Here is an 18,314-nt window from a genome sequence, read left to right as displayed (position 1 = left end):
AAGTCCCCCTTTTAGCCATTTTCTATTCATGCATTGATAAAACCGAAATCTCCTTTTTTCATTACTTTAGTTGATAGATTTTGGCGTATTTCGCTTCCAAGTATTCGGCCAGATGGTTTCCATTCAAGCCTTCGCCCGTCGCTTCTTCCAACAGCTCAAGCGGCTTCTTGACAGCTCCGTGGCGGTGGACCTTGTCCGTCAGCCATTCGGTAACTGGGCCAACTTCTCCAGTTGCCAGCAAGTCATCGAAATTCGGGATGTCTTTTTGCATAGCCTTCTTAAATTGGGCTGCATACAACAGCCCCAGTGCATAGGAAGGGAAATAGCCGAAGCTGCCGCCTGCCCAGTGGACATCCTGAAGTACGCCTTCGCCGTCGTGTTCCGGTCGTATGCCCAAGTATTCCTCGTATTTATCGTTCCATAAAACCGGGAGATCCTTCACTTCGTAGTCGCCGTCGAACAAGCCTTTTTCCAATTCATAACGAATCATGATATGGAGTGCATACGTTATTTCATCGGCTTCGATGCGGATTAAGGAAGGCTTTGACTCATTGATGGCTGCGAGGAATTTATCAAGCGCCACGTTCTGGAATGAATCCGGTGCATAAGACAGGAATTTTTCGTAGTTATGGCGCCAGAATGATTCGTTGCGCCCGACAAAGTTTTCAAAGAACAATGACTGCGATTCATGAATGCCCATCGATGAGCCGCCGTCGACCGGCAAGCCGCTTAAGTCACTGCTGATGTTTTGTTCATACAAAGCATGGCCCGCCTCATGGATCGTGCCGAAGACAGCCGTCCGGAAATCCCGTTCGTCGTATTTCGTCGTTACCCGGACATCGCCTCGGTTCACTGCGATCATGAACGGATGGACTGTTTCGTCCAGTCGGCCCGCTTCGAAATCATAACCCAATTGTTTCAGCACATCCATGCTGAAATCCTGCTGGGCTTGTTTCGGGAAATGCCCATACAGAAATTCGGTGCTCGGCTGAGTTTCCGACTCCTGGATTTGTTTGACGAGTGGCACGATGCGGTCTCTCAATTGCCCGAATACCCGATCCAGCTGTTCAGTCGTGACGCCTGGTTCATACTGGTCGAGCAAGGTATTGTAGATGCTGCCATTTTTCACGCCCCAATAGCCGACAAAGCGGCGCGTCGTTTCCACGAGCTGTTCAAGATATGGTTGGAACATGGCGAAATCGGCCTGCTCTTTCGCCTCTTCCCATACGGATTCCGCTTTGCTCGTCAAGACGACGAACTCGCGGTACTCCTCCGGCGGAATTTTTGCGTTCAATTGGTATTCACGGTCGGCTTCTTCCACCGAGCGCTGCATCGCGATCGATAAGCCGTCTTGCCTTTTTAGTTCAGCGATCAGTTTGCCATATTCTTCGGAAGTCGACATCGCAAACAGTTCCGAAGACAAGGTCCCGATCGTCTCTGAACGCAGGTCCTGGCCTTTTTTCGGCGCGCCTGTCCGCATATCCCAATACAGCAATGAGATGGCTTCGTTATAACTTGTCATTTTCTGGTGTAGTTCCCTGAATTGTTGTTCCATTGACACAATATTCCTCCTTCTTTTCCGGTCTATTGTATCATAAGGAACGTTTTTTCCGCCCCATCGGCTTTCGGGAATTTCATTTGTATCTCCGGCCTGGCGGAAAAGATATAAAAAAATCAGCGGGGAGTTTCCCCGCTGATTTATCACTTCTATTTATTCAGCGATTTTTCGCCGGCACCGGCAAAACGTTCTGCCAGAGATGTTCAATGCGCAATTCCTCTTCGGTCAACAGCAAATGGATTTCGCCGTGATCGGAAGAAGAACGGATGAGGCGCCCGACACCTTGCTGCAGGCGCAATTGCATAAACGGCAAATCAATCTCTTCCAGCGGATGTTCGCTGAATTTGCGCTTGGCGTCGAATACCGGATCGCTCGGCGGCATCGGCAAGTCGACGATGATGACTTTGGTCAAGGCATCACCCGGCAAGTCCATTCCTTCCCATAGGTGGTGGGAACACAGCACTTGGAATTTGCCTTCCTGGAAATCACGCACGACGGACGATAGCTCGCGGTCGCCTTCGAACTCGATGGCAGTCGAAGAATCTTTCGGCACTGCGCGTTTGAAGGATTGCATGGCGGCTTTTGATTTGAACAACACCAATGTCTGGCCGCCTTCCGCTGTGAGTTCCAATACTTTTTGGGCTTTTGCCTCCTGTGATACCGGGTGTTTGTAGATCTCCATCACTTCTTCGTATTCAAACGGAGATGGCACCGAGAACGATTCGAAATTGTCGATTCCCAAAGTATCCGCGAGATAAGTGAAATCTTTCGCAACGGATAACGTCGCGGAAGAAAAGACGATCGGCAGTTTGCCATCGAATAATTTCTCCTCGAGAATATCCGTCACAAGGCGTGGCATGATGACCAATGTTTCAATTTCATCTTTTTCTTCAAGCCAGCTGATCGCGTCGCCATTTTCAACAAACAAGCCCATCGAGAAATTGTACTGCTCGAAATACTCTTCGGCCAAGTTCAATTCGTATTCGGGTATGCTGAACAATTCGCCTTCAAAGACGAATTCTTCCAACAGGCTGTCGACGGTGCGGATCAATTCCGTTCCGATGCGTTTCAATAACGGGTCTTCTTGGATCGCTTTACGGTCTTCTTCACTTGGAATCAAATTGCTGCGCAGCACACGGAAGAATTCCGTATGCAAATCGATGGTCCGTTCAATGAGGCCGAGCGTCTTTTCGCGGACGCCGTCAACCATGACTTTTTCCGTTACATCATACAGCGAGCTTTCCTGCACTTCATAAGTAAGCGCGCGCTGTGCGGCAAATTCGAGTAAATGGCCTTCATCGAGCACGATTTGGGAAACTTCCGGAAGGAGTGGGGCCTGGCCTTCATGCTTGCGGTTTTCTTTCGTCCAAATATGCTCCATCAGGAAATCATGTGAACAGATGACGAGGTCAGTGGCTTCCCGGTAATGGTTGCGGTGCAGCGTCTGACCGCATTTATTGCGCATCTCGCAGGCATTGCAGTTTTGGATCGGATGGTAATTGACTTGCTGCCATTGGTCATCCGTGAGTTCTGGGTAGCTCGAACGTTCGCCGTATGGATACATTTGCTGCATCGAATAAGTTTTGTTGACGAATTCAGGGAGCGTATCTTCGATGTGATCGAGAAAATCCTCGTCGCTGCGTTTTTTCGCCCCTTCGAATCGCTGCAGGCACAAATACTGGTCGCGTGATTTCGCGAGGCGGACGTCCAAATTCAAATTGAATAATTCATCCAGCCGGTCGATATCCCCGCCTTTTTTAACCAATTGTTCAATCAATGCCTCATCTGCACAAGAAATGAGGGCAGGCTTTCCTGTGTAGCGGGCATAGGCAATCGCTGGCAATAAATAAGCCATCGTCTTGCCTGTCCCGACTCCTGCTTCTGCAAATAGCACTTGTCGTTCTTTCAGCGCTTTTTCCAATTGAAACGACATGAAAATCTGCTCATCGCGGAGTTCATACCCTTTTTCAGGCAGAATATCGTAGAAGATATCCCCGATCCAGTCGTTCAATGAGTCAAAGAAGGTTTTGTCTTTGGATAACGGAAATGGCAATGCTTGTCTCATATAAAACCCCTCACAGAGAAACGGAAGGGCGGGATGCCCTTCCGTTTTCCTCATTTATTTTTTGGACGTTCTCCCCAGAATTGGAACAGGTCCGTGCGGATAAAGCCATTATACAATTTGCGTTTTTTCGTCGCTTTCTGGCCATAGAGTTTTTCAAAGCCTTCCATTGACGACAACATATAAACAGACCATGTCGGATATTTCGAGAACATTTGCCCCATATCCCCGATCATTTCCTCAATCACTTCCACTTCACCGATCCGCTCGCCGTATGGCGGGTTCCCGATGACGACACCGTTTTCTTCAGTCGTCGTGAAATCAGTCACTTGGCGCTGCTGCAGGCGGACGATTCCTGCAAATCCAGCTTCAATGACGTTTTCTTCGGCTATTTGAATCATCCGGTGGTCAATGTCGGTGCCGAGAATATTGAGCGGTTGATCGTAATCCGCTTGTTCTTCCGCTTCGGCACGAACTTCATCCCAAATTTTAGTGCCGATCCACGGCCATTGTTCGCTATCGAATTCACGGTTATAGCCCGGCGCAATGTTTTGCCCGATCATTGCTGCTTCGATAACGATTGTCCCTGAACCGCAGAACGGGTCGACAAATGGGCGGTCTGGGGTCCAGCGGGACAATTTGATGAGCGCAGCCGCTAAGGTTTCCTTCAGCGGTGCTTCGCCTTGCCCGACGCGGTAACCGCGTTTATGCAGTCCCGCTCCGCTCGTGTCGATCGATAATTGCACTTTATCTTTCAGGATCGACACTTCGATCTTGAAGCGCGGTCCTGACTCATCCAAAAAGGCATTGCGGTGATACGCTTTTTTCAAGCGTTCGACAATGGCTTTTTTGACGATCGACTGGCAGGTCGGCACGCTGTGGAGCTTCGATTTGACGGATTTTCCTTGTACCGGAAATTCAGCATCGACCGGCAAGTATTTCTCCCATTCGATCGCTTTTGTCTGTTCGAATAGATCATCGAAAGTCGTCGCTTCGAATTCGCCGGCGATCAATTTTACGCGGTCCGCTGTGCGCAGCCAAAGATTCGCTTTCGCAATGTCCCGGGCAGTGCCTTCGAAAAACACTTTCCCATTGTCTGTTGTCGTTTCATATCCAAGTTCTTTTACTTCGTTCGCCACGATGGATTCAAGCCCCATCGCCGCAGTGGCCAGTAATTTATAGCTAGTCATAACAACTTCCTTTCCGTCTTCCTTATCTCTGTTTTAGTCATCATGGAAGCAATCGCTGGCATGGCCTTGCGATATGCAGCAGCTCGCTTCATTTCGGAGCTTAATCGCTCCGCATTCATCTTTGTTCATATGAAGAAAGGCTCCCCAACAGGAGAGCCTTTCAGAAAAGATAAGTTAAGACCATTCAAAATTCTATAAGCCATGTTTTGTCTCCACGTACTCAAACGGCCGAAGCCTCGTACTAGCGGATGGCAATCATCTATCTGCGGATTCGCTCCGCCTCTTCCGTCGGTTCATTTCCCTTGGAAAAGTGCCCCTACCATAATTTGGGTTTCTCACTCGCGGGGTTTACCTCGTTCCACCTGCATAGTTTCCTAGACAGCTCCGTCACTGTGGCACCTTCAGGGTATTTCGGCCATATCCGAAGACTTAGGCGTTCTACCCGCCGTCAGCATAAATGCTGCCCCAGCTTATTGTTTCGCTGGGCGCGATCACTACGGTCATCGCAGATCCGTGTGAGCATGGACTTTCCTCTCCCGCATCGAGTGCGGGAGCGATTGCCAGAATTTCAAATGGCTAATTAAGTATACGCTATTCGGCGGCTGTTGACAAGCTTATTACCTATTGTCGAGCTTATTGCCGAACACGTGATTCTCCAGATGGGACAATCTGCGCAAAATATCAAAATTGGTCGTTCCAGGGGCGGGAGTTGCTTGCTTTTTTGGCGACTCCTCCAGTTCCGCGCGCAATCGGCGGTTCTCGTTTTGCAATTGCTCGATTTTCTTGTTGTACAATTCATAGTCTTGAATGATCTCATCCAGGAAATGATCCACTTCGTCCTGGTTGTAGCCGCGCATGGCTGTTTTAAAGTCTTTTTCTAGAATGTCTTTTGCTGCGTATTTAATATCCATTCGAATCGTCCTTCCATTAAAAGAAACTTCGTGAAATATGTCTATTCCTTACGGCTAGTATAGCATAAGCGATATTTATCGTGTTCTGCGAACCGTGGATTCGGCGGCTTTTTTTCGTTTTTTCTCCTCGAGCCGCAGTTCGCGCTTCGCCAAGTCATCCAATATCGCCTTCCTGACTTTCGTCTGGCTGGCTGCTTCTTTTGCAAAGCCGGTCATGACAAGCGCTTGCGTCGGGTCTTTGAATTGGTGTTCGTGGAGTTTCGCCAAATGCACCCACGCCTCCACTTCAACCGGCCCGCGCAGATGAGGCGCGGCTTCTTTGAACAATTGAAGCGCTTCCGTAAATTCGCCTTTGCGCTTTTTTTGCACTGCCAGCAAAAAGCGGGCAAGCGCCCCGGCGTCTCCGCGCTCAAGCGTAACATGTTCAAGATAAGCAGCGCTTTGGTCGAATTGCTTCAAGTCCGCGTACCATTTTCCGATATTCGTATAGGCGCCGCTCGATTCGCTTGAGAGGTCTTCCATCAGCAAATCGGATGAGCGGATGTAAAGCGACACGAGCGACAGGATGTCCAGTTCGTTATGGTACAGCACTTTCGCCAAGCCTTCCGGAAATCCGCTTTTAACCGCATCGAGATAAATCGCGGGGATCAAATACCCCGGCACGTCCCCGCTGCGGGCAAAACCGAGCTTTTCTTCTTCGATGACGCTCAGCTTGAGCCGCTGCAATTCGTTTTTCCAGATCCTTTTCGTGCCGTGGAATAAATCGATCTGCTTCGGGTCGGGCAGTTTCGGCAAGACTCCACGGTGCATCGTCCAGCGCGAATGAAGCTGCGGCCAGTCGAAGCTTTTGCCGTTGTAGGAGAAAATGACCGAGTCCTGTGCCTGCCATAGATTCGATTCGTAAAGAAAAGCAGCTTCCTGAGAAGGATCCGGCATGATCCATTGGGTCATTTCAAAATGTTGTTGTTTTCTTTCCAATACGCCAAGCAGGAAAATATACGCTCCCGTCCCGCCGAGCCCTGTCGTTTCCGTATCGAAAAACACCAAAGGGGCCTCTTCGGCCAGTTTGAACGGATGATCATAATCGGTATTTTGCCATGCTTCAAGCACACGGTCGAGTTCACCCAGCACGACATCGCCGTGAAGGTAATCAAGCGGATACTCGATTTTCTTCTCGAAGACAAAACCGAATTGATTTTCCTTCAAGGTCAAACCGATTTCCTTCCACTGCGTTTCATGAGGCGGCCGTGCAGGGGCCGTTTGCGCTTTTCGGGTTGCCGGTTTCTTGTTCAGCATGCCTTTCATCTGCATCAATTTGTTTTCAAAAGACATACGCTCACCCCTCTTTCTCCAATTCCACGAGCAATTCGATGACGCGCCCTTTCATGTCCATCGCCGCATCCTGTGCCCCGATGCATGACGGGCAACCGTCAAAGCATGGGCATTCCGTGACGTGCTGCCGCGCCTTTTCGAGCAAGGGCTGCCACAAGTCATAGATGCGCTCGCTGATGCCGATGCCCCCCGGGTAGGAATCGTGGATGAAAAAGGACGGCTGGTCATTATGCGGTGATTTCACTTGCGGCACGACGTGAACGTCCCGCCGGTCGCATTGCACGAATATCGGAATAAAGCTTTCGATGGCGTAAGCCGCGCCGGTCATCATATCCGACAAATCCGAATCACTGAAATCCGCCGGCTTATCAAAGCTGAGCCATGTCGATGAGGTATGCAGTTCTTCCGCAGGTAGTGAAATCGGCCCTGAGCCAATATTGTCATGCGTATCAAAACGGATTTTCTTGAAAATCGTCGGCATGGCAAGTACCGCCACATCGCCGTAAAATACATTCGACTGGTGGAGCTTCCGGTGCTTGTCTTCGCTGATCACTTTCAATTCGATTGCGAGGTTCGCATCGGTGAAATAATCGACATCCACCTCCCGCACATACGCTTTTTTCTCTTCCCAATCCAAGATTTCCACTTGAAACTGGGTACCTTGGTGAAGGTAGATCGCTTCTTCGTGCAGAAGCGTCATGGCGCTAAAACGGTCCATCTCGCCGATGACTTTCGTGTCGGCCGGAACCGATTGGTCGACGATGACGACGTTTTCCTGCGTCGCTGAACGCAAGGAGATATCGTGCGCCGGGAATCGGTCGCTCATCCAATGCCAGCGGTCCGATGTCCGGACGAGCACCCCTTCTTCCTGAAGGTATTCAAGCAACGACTGGACATCGAATTCCCCGTACATATCATCTGTCGAAAACGGAAGTTCGAACGAGGCGCATTTCAGGTGGTCCATCAAGATGATGATGTTCTCCGGATGGATGCGCGCTTCTTCCGGCGATTGGTCGAGAAGATATTCCGGGTGGTTGATGATGTATTGGTCAAGCGCTGTCGACTGGGCGACATAGACGACGAGCGACTCGTCCTGGCGTCTTCCTGCGCGTCCTGCCTGCTGCCAGGCACTCGCGATATTGCCGGGATAGCCGGTCATGATGCACGCCTGCAATTGGCCGATGTCGACGCCGAGTTCAAGTGCATTGGTCGATACGACGCATTGGATTGAGCCGTCGCGCAAACCTTTTTCGATGGCGCGCCGCTCGGAAGGCAAATAACCGCCCCGGTAGCCTTTAATCGATTCGTCCTGCAACTTATATTTCGTAATTTCGTTTAAATAAGTTACCAGCATTTCCACGCGCACGCGGCTCTTTGCAAAAACGATCGTCTGGACGCCTTGCTTGACGAGATATGTCGCCAAGTCACGCACTTCGAGCACCGCGCTGCGCCGGACGCCGAATGTCGGGTGGACGATCGGCGGATTGTAGAACAGGATATGCTTTTTGCCTGCCGGCGCACCGTTCTGGTCAATCAATTCGTGGGCGGTATTGGTCAAACTTTCAGCCAGCTGCTTCGGGTTGGCGATGGTCGCTGACGTACAGATAAAGACCGGATCGCTGCCGTAAAAGTTGCAGATCCGTTTCAGGCGGCGGATGACATGCGCCACATGGGTGCCGAATACCCCTTTATAGGTGTGAAGCTCATCGATCACTATATAATGAAGGTTCTCAAAAAGAGATACCCATTTTGTGTGATGCGGCAAGATGCCGGAATGGAGCATGTCAGGGTTGGTCATGACGATTTGTCCGGCTTTCCTAACCTTCGTCCGAATCGACGGGGAGGTGTCGCCGTCATAGGTGTAGGACAGGATCGACTGCTCGGTCTTTTCGATCAAATCGTGCAAATCGCTTTTCTGGTCTTGCGCCAAAGCTTTCGTCGGAAACAAATACAAGGCGCGTGCATTCGGGTCATTCAATATTTTATGCAGCACCGGCAAATGATAGCAATACGATTTACCGGATGCGGTCGGCGTCACGGCCGTAAATGAATTGCCCGCTTGCGCTAAGTCGAATGCCTGCCTTTGGTGGGTATACAATTGTTCGATGCCTTTCTTGCGCAAAGCTTGTTTTAAGCTATCGTGCATCGCTTCCGGAAAATCGGCATAGCTAGCCGGCTTTTCAGGCTTCGTATGCCAGTGGTAAATGCGCTCCATCATCTCCGGCTCCACTTTCCATTCTGCGAGGATTTCCGGTATCGTCTTTTTGATTCTCATTGTTTCTCATCGCCCTTTTCATCAATCGCTGTCAGCAAGGTCTGGATTGTATACTGAGCCGCTTGTATCGTTTGGACAAAACGCTTTTTGCTCGTATCTTTATAGAAACTTTGGACGAATACTTGCCCCATGCCTTCTGCCGCATTGTCGATTTGCAGCTTGTGGACGTATTTCGGCCGTTCGTTCCGGATAAACATAAGCGAAGCATCTTTCCATTCATCTATGGCAGCATGCCATTCATCGGCATACGGTTTTACATCTTGAAAAAAATCAGGATCGGCGTCCAGTTCACGCATTTTCTTAAAGCGTGCAAGACACATATCGCATTCGTGGTAAAGATTGGTTGATAATTGCTTGAGGTCCATTTTCTTCCCCTCCATAGCCATTAGTTTATCACAATCCGGCAAGCCATATACAGTTTGCCGAACAGGCATTCTTTTCAGTTGGAGATGGCTTTGAAATCCGCTATTATTAGGAGTAAAGTTCGGAAACCTTTCATCATATTTGTCGTCTAGGTGCGTGTGATATGATAAAGTAAGCGAGGTGTATCACAAATGGCGATCAATTACCCAAACGGAAAGAAATTTTCTCCACCGAAGGATCAGCCGGTGCAGAAAAAGAAAAAAGATGTTTCATTCAGCAACCGCGGGAAAACCCTGGAGGATGAGCTGAACGAAACCAATAGTTTTTATTTGCAGCGCGGGCTCGCCGTCATCCACAAAAAGCCCGTGCCGGTGCAAATCGTGCGTGTCGAATACCCGTCCAGAAGCGCTGCGGTCATCCGGGAAGCTTATTTCCAAGCCCCGTCTACGACCGATTACAACGGCATCTGGCAAGGCCGCTACGTCGATTTCGAAGCGAAAGAAACCGAAATCCGGACTTCTTTTCCGCTGAAGAACATCCACGAACACCAAATGCACCATATGGCAGACATTATCCGCCACGGAGGCCTGGCCTTTTTGATCATCCGGTTCTCTTCCCTCGACCGCTATTTCGTCTTGCCATTCGAAACACTGGAAACCTATTGGAAGCGAATGGCTTCAGGCGGCAGGAAATCGATGACTTTAGCGGAAGTGGAAGCAGCTTCGGTTGAAGTAAAGCCAGGCGCTTTCCCGAGAATCGATTATTTATCCGTGCTCCATCAGCTAATGCAATAGCATATACATGAAAGTGAGGAAGCGCTAGTGAGTGATAAGAAAATATCGCGTGAAGAACGCAGAAAATCAATTGAACGGCAACGAAAAAACTCGAACAAACAAAAGAAATCCGGTGCAAAAACTTGGATCAAAAGAGGGTTACTGGCTGTTGTAGCTTTAGCCGTCGCCGGTTTTCTATTCGGGGTCGTCCTATTCGCTGCCTATGCGTCCAGTGCGCCTGAGCTCGACGAAGAACTGTTGAGAGATCCGATCAGCCCAGTATTCCTGGCCAATGACGGCGAAACGGAAATTCCGTATTTCACTGCCCAAAACCGGGAATACGTGGAATATGAAGATATTCCGCAAGTGATGGAAGATGCGATCCTCGCAACAGAAGATAATCGCTTTTACGACCACTCGGGAATTGATTTGATCCGCCTTGGCGGTGCGGTTGTCGCTAACGTCACGGGCGGCTTCGGTTCCCAGGGAGCGAGTACCATCACCCAGCAGGTCATCAAGAACTCGTTCCTGTCCAATGAAAAAACGCTGAAACGGAAAGCACAGGAAGCCTATTTGGCTTTTAAACTGGAGCGGGAATATTCGAAAGAAGAAATTTTCGAAATGTATTTCAACAAAATCCTGATGTCAGGCAATACCTACGGATTCGGCACTGCTGCTGAACAATTCTTCGGAAAACCAGCGGCTGAATTGGAACTTCACGAAGCTGCCCTTCTTGCCGGCATGCCGCAGAGCCCGAACCGTTACAACCCGTTCAAGAACCCTCAGGCAGCTGAAGAACGCCGCGATGTCGTCTTGAATTTGATGGAACAGCACGGAAAAATCGATGCAGCACAAAAAGAAGAAGCGTGGAACACGCCAGTCGAATCGACCCTTGTTCCTGAAGATCAACGTTCCACTAATGAAGAAAGCACAGAGTACACGGCATTCATGGAAATGGTCGTCGATGAACTCGAAGCCCTCGAAGGCGATTATTCGCTCGATGAAGGCTTGACGATTTACACGACGCTTGAACCGTATGTACAAGAACGTGTCAATGAGACGATGGCATCCGACCTCTTCTTCGATGACGAAGTCGAATCTGCCATGACGGTCGTCGATACGAAAACCGGCGGCATCAGTGCAGTCGGGGCGGCCCGTGAATACGAAGGCGATGTGCGCAGAAACTTTGCCACATCCAGAGACCGCGTCATCGGCTCGACGATCAAGCCGCTTGTCAGCTATGGCCCAGCGATCGAACATTTAGATTGGTCAACTGGCCAAACATTGGTCGATGAAGAATATTCCTATAGCGACGGCCAGGAAATCCGCAATGTCGACGGCCAGTTCCTCGGGCCGATGACAGCGCGTGAAGCTTTGTACCGCTCGCGCAACATTCCGTCAGTCAAGACGCTAGCGGAAGTCGGATCCGATAACGCCAGTGACTTCACTCAAAAACTTGGCTTGGATTTCGGCAGCATTTATGAATCCGCCGCACTTGGTACACCACAAAATAACATCTCTACTGTCGAGTTGGCCGGTGCTTTTGCGGCTTTCGGCAATAACGGTGTCTTCACTGACCCGCATACAATCAAGAAAATCGTCTTCCGTGACGGTTCGACAGAAGAAGTTGTCGCTCCTGAACCGGTGACGGCGATGAAAGACAGCACCGCTTATATGGTGACCGATATGCTTCGCGATGTCGTCGACACAAGCATTGCCGGAGCAACCGGCAAAGAGGCAGCCATCAGCGGACTCGATATGGCCGGTAAGACTGGCACATCCAACTACACGGCAGACAAACTTCAAGAGTTCAACCTCGATTCCAGCTCTGCGCCGGATGTCTGGTTCGCAGGCTATACGACTGATTACTCCATCTCGGTCTGGAGCGGTTATCCATCCATCTCAACACCGATTGACACGGGATCGGATGAGCGCCTGCTTGCACAACGTTTGTATAAGCAAGTGATGAGCCAGATTTCTTCACCGGAAACGGCAAGCTTCCAGCAGCCGGATTCGGTGACGGAGGAAGTCATCGAAGTCGGCACTGAACCGCTTCGCCTGGCGAGCCCGTTCACCCCGTGGAGCATGCGCAGTGAAGAATTGTTCGCCAGGGGGACGGAGCCCAGTACAGTATCAGAGCGATTTGTGGCAGACCCTGACCGACCTTCTGGATTAAGAGCAGACGTCAGCGGCAACACAGCGAACTTGAGCTGGAGCCACGGCTCGGATGATGTATCATTCGAAGTTTCCGTCAATGGCGAAGTGCTGACGACAACAGACGATACCAATTATTCCTATGATGGACTGGAGGAAGGCGTCACGTATACCTTCCGCGTCGTCGCCACTCAAAATGGCAGACGCAGCGATCCTGCTTCCACGACCATCGAAATCTCGCCTCCTCCTGAAGAGGAGCCCGAGGAAGAACCGGAAGAAGAACCAGCTGAAGAAGAGCCGGTTGAAGAAGAACCGGCCGAGGAAGAGCCAGCTGAAGAACAGCCAGCCGAAGATGAACCGGCTGAAGAAGAACCGGCTGAGGAAGAAGAAGCCACCGAAACTCCAGATGATCTCGTAGACATTCCTGAGCAGCCGGAAGAGCCGGAAGAAGGCAACCGAGAAGGATCAGGAAGCAATTCCTCATCCAATGAAAATAGGAACGGCAATGGCAATGGAAACGAGAATGGCAACGGCAATGGCGAGGATAACGGAAATAACTCAAACAGCGAGGACGATGAAGACGCATCTTGATCTTCCGTCCCAATTTTAAAAGGCCTGCCCTGGACTATAGGGCAGGCCTTTTCAGGCTGTCGAGAAAGGTAAGAAGTCGTATTTTCCGAAGCTTATCGCACGACTCCGTGGGGCGGGAATCGAGCCTCCTCAGCCGCTATCGCGACCTGCGGGGTCTCTCAAACCCGCTAGTCCCACAGGAGTCGAGCAAACGCTTCTCCAAATACTAAGCTAGATTTTTGATTTTTAAATATCAAAACGCAGTCACTTTTTTAAAAGTTTAGTAGATTTTAGACTTATTCAACACTCTGAAAAGGCCTGCCTTGGACTATAGGGCAGGCCTTTTTCTGTACAAAAAAACCCGGACAGAAGGATTTCTGTCCGGGTTCGTTCATTCAGCCGGATAGCCGATTTTTGTGCGTGCAATTTTCTTCTTCAACTCTTCAAATAACTGCGCTAGCTGCCGTGAAGCGGCGTGTGCGCTTCTGGAACTCCGGACAAACTCAAGCCGCTCGCTTTCATTCAATGGAGACGGCGCAGAGTTTCCGAACAACCCATACAGCGCTTCTTTTAATGCTTCGTAAAGCTCGCCGCCTTGTGCAATGAGCGTGTGGCAATCACTTGCCTCATGGTCAAAACAGGATTTTACCTCTTGCGATAAGGCAGACCACTCATCGTAAAACGGCGAAACGGTTTGGTCAATTGATTTCCGTGACAGCGTCATGCTTCACAAGCCCTTTTTTATCGCGTTTTTTCCCTTCCCGGCAGCGGTCGAATAACGGACACACGTGACAGCCGGGGTTTTGCGCCTTGCAGTGGTAGCGGCCGAAGAAAATGATTTGGTGATGGGTTTTCGACCAATCCTCTGCGGGGGTTTTTTTCATGATCGTCTCTTCCACTTGCAAGGGAGAATCTTTCCAACGGCATAAGCCGAGACGTTTCGAGACGCGTTCGACATGGGTGTCGACTGCCAGTGCAGGCTTATTGAATGCGACAGAAACGACCACATTGGCGGTCTTTCTCCCGACGCCCGGCAAAGTCATCAATACATCGCGGTCTTCGGGTACTCGTCCCCCATGCTGTTCAATCAGTATGCGGCTGAGCGCTTGGATGTTCTTCGCTTTATTGCGGAACAAGCCGATTGAACGGATGTCCTGTTGTAATTCTTCCAAAGGAACCGATAGATAATCTTCCGGTGTATGGTATTTCTCGAAAAGATCTGCCGTCACTTTGTTGACGAGCTTGTCGGTGCATTGTGCAGATAACAATACCGCAATGACCAAATCGAACGGGTTGCGGTGGATCAATTCACAATGGGCATCCGGAAACATATGGTCCATTTCCTCCAGGCAAGCGAGCCATTCCTTTTTTGTCATCATCCTATCACCTGCTAATTCCGTTCTTCCAGCCAATTATAGAATTGCACTTTTTTCGCCGTGCTTTCCTGTGGCTGAATGCGGATGTTTTTTTCCCGGAACGAATTTGCATGCCGTGACACTTGGCTCGACGTCCGGATGTTTTTTTTCTTCCATTCAAATAAAATACGGTCGACATATCGCAAGCTGATCTTCTGCGCGATGACGGCTTCTTTTAAAGCCATGCGGATGACTTCCGGCGTATGGCCGTCCTGGTCCATCCACATGGAAATCGTCTCAATCTCCATCGGCGATAAGAATCGCCCAAACTCTTGTTCAAACAGCTGGAAGATCTCGCCTTCCTGCTCTTTTTGCGTATGCTCTTTTTCGGTTTGCGCTTGAACTTCCAGGCAGTCCACAAGCTTGTCCCATAAAGGCTGAAGCGAAATCGTCTCCGTCAGCATCCCATCAGCCGTTTCCTGGCGAATCGACAAATAGCCTTGCTGCATCAATTTCTGCAGCATCGTCGTTACGCTATTCTGGCTGGCGGACATCCGTGAGGCGACTTCATCCGGTGTCGGGAAAACGTTCCCTGCCTGTTGGAAAGAGTGGATCTGCAATAGCATGATCGCTTCCTCGTCGCTGATCTTCAAGCGCCGGTAAAACTGAAAAAAAAGCTGGGAAATGGTCACATTTCCCTGCTCAATCCATTGCTGCAATCGGTCAGACTGTCTCATATCCCAACCACCTTTCTGTATGCGAATTTCTAGCTGTCTGAATCTATTAGGATATTTCATCTTGTCGAGAAATTTAAGAAGTTGTATTTTCCGAAGCTTATCGCTCGCTTTCCGCGGGCGGGAATCGAGCCTCCTCGTCACTAAAAACGTTGCTCAACTCTCACTACGTTCGAGCATCGCAAATGAATGTGCTCAGCACAGCTTCGCTCATTCATTGCCTGTGGGGTCTCTCAAACCCGTCGCTTCGCTGCTCCCGCAGGAAAGATAAGGTCGAACTACGTGATGCCTTATCTTTGCGAAGTAATGCGCAGCATTATTGAGCAGAAGGATTTACGAGCGGACACTTCTCCAAATACTTAGAGAGAACATTTATTTTTGATTGTAGAAAAGATGATTTCCTTTTGATCTACATTAAATTATAGACTTCTTTAACACTCTAATTTTTTATCCACCGCGGCAGAAAACCTGTTGAAGGGGTTTCTGCCGGGCAGCTTCTTATTGTCTTGTTTAACTTTTTAAGGGTATAGACGGTTCAACAAACGCGGGAAGGGAATCGATTCGCGGACGTGTTCTGCCCCGCTGATCCAAGCGACTGTGCGCTCAAGGCCCAAACCGAATCCCGAATGCGGTACCGCTCCGTATTTGCTGAGGTCCAAATACCACTCATAAGCAGCTTCATCCAGGTTATGCTCTTGGATGCGCTGTTTCATCAAATCATAATCGTGGATCCGTTCTGATCCGCCGATGATCTCCCCGTAGCCTTCAGGTGCGATCATGTCAGCGCATAGCACAACGTCATCGCGGTCCGGATGCGGCTGCATATAAAACGGTTTGATGCCGATCGGGTAATGCGTGATGAAGATTGGCATGTCGTAGCTTTCGGCCAGAGCGGTCTCGTGAGGCGCCCCGAAATCTTCGCCCCATTTGATATCATCAAAGCCGTTGTCGTTCAGCCATTTGATCGCTTCATCGTACGTGACGCGCGGGAACGGTGCTTGGATTTTCTCCAGCTTCGTTGTATCGCGGCCAAGGCGCTCGAGTTCCAGCTTACAATTCTTCAAGACGGATTGCACGATATGTGCCACGTATTGTTCTTGTACTTCCAAGCTCTCCGCGTGCTCCACAAATGCCATTTCCGGTTCGATCATCCAGAATTCGATCAAGTGGCGGCGGGTTTTCGATTTTTCAGCACGGAAAGTCGGCCCGAATGAAAACACTTTCCCGAGCGCCATCGCAGCCGCTTCCATGTAAAGCTGGCCGGATTGCGACAGATAGGCATCTTCGTCGAAGTATTTCGTCGCAAACAGTTCCGATGTCCCTTCCGGCGATGAGCCAGTCAAAATCGGCGGATCCACTTTGACAAATCCGTTGTCATTGAAGAATTCATACGTCGCGCGGATGATTTCATTGCGGATTTTCATGATAGCATGCTGTTTTCTCGAACGCAGCCATAGGTGGCGGTTGTCCATCAAGAACTCCGTGCCGTGTTCTTTCGGGGTGATCGGGAAATCTTTCGCTTCCTGGATCACTTCAATATCCGAAATCGCTAGCTCGTAGCCAAAGGCAGAGCGCTCATCTTCTTTCACTTCACCCGTCACATACAGCGACGTTTCTTGCGTCAATGCTTTCGCTTTGGCAAAGATTTCTTCTCCCGCTTCCGCTTTGACAACGACGCCCTGTACGAAGCCGGAACCGTCGCGCAATTGAAGAAAAGCGATTTTTCCGCTGGACCGTTTATTGGCGACCCATGCGCCAAGCTTGATGGTTTGTCCGTTATATTTTGCCATTTCGGCGATAGTGATTTTTTTCATCTGTCAAATAGCCTCCAAAATTATATTGCTTACTCTTTCCAGTGTTTGTGCACGAATTGGCTGATGCGTTCGACCGCCTGTTCCAATAATTCGAGCGATGTCGCATACGATAAACGGATCGTCGAATGTGCACCGAATCCAGACCCTGGAATCACCGCAATATTCGCTTCTTCGAGCAGCGCTTTCGCAAAATCGTCCACTGAAGAAAAGCCGGTTTTCGCTACAGCTTCCGAGACGTCCGGCAGCAAGTAGAATGCTCCTTGTGGACGCAATACGGTGAATCCTGGGATTTCCTCCAATTTAGGGAAAATAGCCTCCAACCGGCTTTCAAACGCTTGGCGCATTTCTTCCACTGCATCTTGCGGCCCGTTATATGCTTCAATCGCTGCGTATTGTGATGTTGTGGTCGGATTAGAAGTTGAATGGCTCGCAAGGTCGGTCATTGCCTTGATCAATTCCTTGTCTCCGGCTGCATAGCCGATGCGCCATCCGGTCATCGAATGCGATTTCGATACGCCATTGATGATCACTGTGCGATTTTTGGCATCTTCCGACAGTTCAGCCACCGAAGTGTGGACGGCATCGCCATAGATCAACTTTTCGTAGATCTCATCGGAAACGATAAGGATATCCGCTTCGCGGCAAACTTCAGCAAGTGCTTCGAGTTCTTCTTTTGAATAGAGCATGCCTGTCGGATTGCTTGGCGAGTTGATGATGACGGCTTTTGTCCGGTCTGTTATCGCTTCGCGCAGCTGTTGCGGCGTGATTTTATACGATTGTCCGGCTGTCGCTTCTATGTAAACCGGCACGCCTCCAGCCAGTTTCACCTGTTCTGGATAACTGACCCAATAAGGGATCGGGATGATGACTTCATCGCCTTCATTCAACAATACTTGGAATAGTGTATAAAGTACATGTTTTGCCCCGACGCCGACCATGATTTCGTTCTTGTCATAGCTTAAGCCTTGGTCGCGCTGCAGCTTGTCCTGGATCGCTTGCTTAAGTGCAGGCAAACCGCCGGCAGGTGTATATTTTGTCTTGCCTTCCTCCATGGAGCGCTCGGCTGCATCGAGAATGTTTTGAGGTGTATTATAATCCGGCTCCCCTGCACCGAGCCCAATGACGTCGACGCCCTGTGCTTTCAGTTCATTCGCTTTTGCCGTGATCGCCAAGGTCGTGGATGGCGTTAAAGTCTGTACGCGGTTTGCTAATTTCAACAAATT

Annotated in this window: 14 protein-coding genes and 1 other RNA gene; 2 read left to right on the top strand and 13 right to left on the bottom strand. The window is 49.9% G+C overall.

The window, feature by feature from the left end:
• Nucleotides 1-61: 61 nt before the first annotated feature.
• The 8 genes from AB9R92_RS16710 to AB9R92_RS16675 all read right to left on the bottom strand — a co-directional run bounded on the left by AB9R92_RS16710 (nt 62) and on the right by AB9R92_RS16675 (nt 9,693).
• Complete coding sequence (locus AB9R92_RS16710; protein ID WP_370670625.1) at nt 62-1,555, bottom strand: carboxypeptidase M32; 1,494 nt, start codon at nt 1,553-1,555, stop codon at nt 62-64.
• Between the two features lie 160 nt (nt 1,556-1,715).
• Entirely contained in the window at nt 1,716-3,623 is a 1,908-nt protein-coding gene (locus tag AB9R92_RS16705; RefSeq protein WP_370670538.1) for an ATP-dependent DNA helicase, read from the bottom strand.
• A 50-nt stretch (nt 3,624-3,673) separates the two neighbouring features.
• On the bottom strand, nt 3,674-4,810 hold the full coding sequence (locus tag AB9R92_RS16700) for a THUMP domain-containing class I SAM-dependent RNA methyltransferase (RefSeq protein WP_370670537.1): 1,137 nt from the start codon (nt 4,808-4,810) through the stop codon (nt 3,674-3,676).
• 190 nt (nt 4,811-5,000) lie between these two features.
• Nucleotides 5,001-5,379: RNase P RNA component class B (rnpB, locus tag AB9R92_RS16695), an RNA gene on the bottom strand.
• Between the two features lie 48 nt (nt 5,380-5,427).
• Complete coding sequence (gene gpsB, locus AB9R92_RS16690; RefSeq protein WP_068869266.1) at nt 5,428-5,721, bottom strand: cell division regulator GpsB; 294 nt, start codon at nt 5,719-5,721, stop codon at nt 5,428-5,430.
• A 75-nt stretch (nt 5,722-5,796) separates the two neighbouring features.
• Nucleotides 5,797-7,053, bottom strand: a complete 1,257-nt coding sequence (locus tag AB9R92_RS16685) for a ribonuclease H-like domain-containing protein (protein ID WP_370670536.1) — start codon at nt 7,051-7,053, stop codon at nt 5,797-5,799.
• A gap of 4 nt (nt 7,054-7,057) precedes the next feature.
• Entirely contained in the window at nt 7,058-9,328 is a 2,271-nt protein-coding gene (locus AB9R92_RS16680; RefSeq protein WP_370670535.1) for a DEAD/DEAH box helicase, read from the bottom strand.
• On the bottom strand, nt 9,325-9,693 hold the full coding sequence (locus AB9R92_RS16675) for a YppE family protein (protein ID WP_370670534.1): 369 nt from the start codon (nt 9,691-9,693) through the stop codon (nt 9,325-9,327). The genes AB9R92_RS16680 and AB9R92_RS16675 overlap by 4 nt, the downstream gene beginning before the upstream one ends.
• A gap of 189 nt (nt 9,694-9,882) precedes the next feature.
• On the opposite strand from AB9R92_RS16675, the gene recU reads away from it, so the two are divergent.
• Nucleotides 9,883-10,485, top strand: coding sequence for a Holliday junction resolvase RecU (recU, locus tag AB9R92_RS16670; RefSeq protein WP_370670533.1), 603 nt, complete (start codon nt 9,883-9,885; stop codon nt 10,483-10,485).
• Nucleotides 10,486-10,512: 27 nt separating this feature from the next.
• Nucleotides 10,513-13,209 carry a PBP1A family penicillin-binding protein gene (locus AB9R92_RS16665; protein ID WP_370670532.1) on the top strand — a complete coding sequence of 899 codons (2,697 nt, stop codon included), beginning with the start codon at nt 10,513-10,515 and terminating at the stop codon, nt 13,207-13,209.
• Nucleotides 13,210-13,579: 370 nt separating this feature from the next.
• Here the strand turns inward: AB9R92_RS16665 and AB9R92_RS16660 are convergent, their stop codons facing one another.
• From AB9R92_RS16660 to AB9R92_RS16640, 5 genes are all read right to left on the bottom strand, one after another.
• Nucleotides 13,580-13,912 carry a YpoC family protein gene (locus AB9R92_RS16660; RefSeq protein ID WP_370670531.1) on the bottom strand — a complete coding sequence of 111 codons (333 nt, stop codon included), beginning with the start codon at nt 13,910-13,912 and terminating at the stop codon, nt 13,580-13,582.
• Nucleotides 13,887-14,567: an endonuclease III gene (gene nth / locus AB9R92_RS16655; protein WP_370670530.1), complete on the bottom strand. Its 681-nt coding sequence runs from the start codon at nt 14,565-14,567 to the stop codon at nt 13,887-13,889. The genes AB9R92_RS16660 and nth overlap by 26 nt, the downstream gene beginning before the upstream one ends.
• Before the next feature lie 11 nt (nt 14,568-14,578).
• On the bottom strand, nt 14,579-15,280 hold the full coding sequence (locus AB9R92_RS16650) for a DnaD domain protein (protein ID WP_370670529.1): 702 nt from the start codon (nt 15,278-15,280) through the stop codon (nt 14,579-14,581).
• Nucleotides 15,281-15,795: 515 nt separating this feature from the next.
• Nucleotides 15,796-17,091, bottom strand: coding sequence for an asparagine--tRNA ligase (gene asnS, locus AB9R92_RS16645; protein WP_370670528.1), 1,296 nt, complete (start codon nt 17,089-17,091; stop codon nt 15,796-15,798).
• Nucleotides 17,092-17,120: 29 nt separating this feature from the next.
• On the bottom strand, nt 17,121-18,311 hold the full coding sequence (locus AB9R92_RS16640) for a pyridoxal phosphate-dependent aminotransferase (protein ID WP_370670624.1): 1,191 nt from the start codon (nt 18,309-18,311) through the stop codon (nt 17,121-17,123).
• Nucleotides 18,312-18,314: the final 3 nt, after the last annotated feature.

This window comes from Planococcus sp. SSTMD024 (assembly GCF_041320495.1).
GTDB lineage: Bacteria > Bacillota > Bacilli > Bacillales_A > Planococcaceae > Planococcus.
This window is presented reverse-complemented; position numbering and strand designations above follow the sequence as displayed.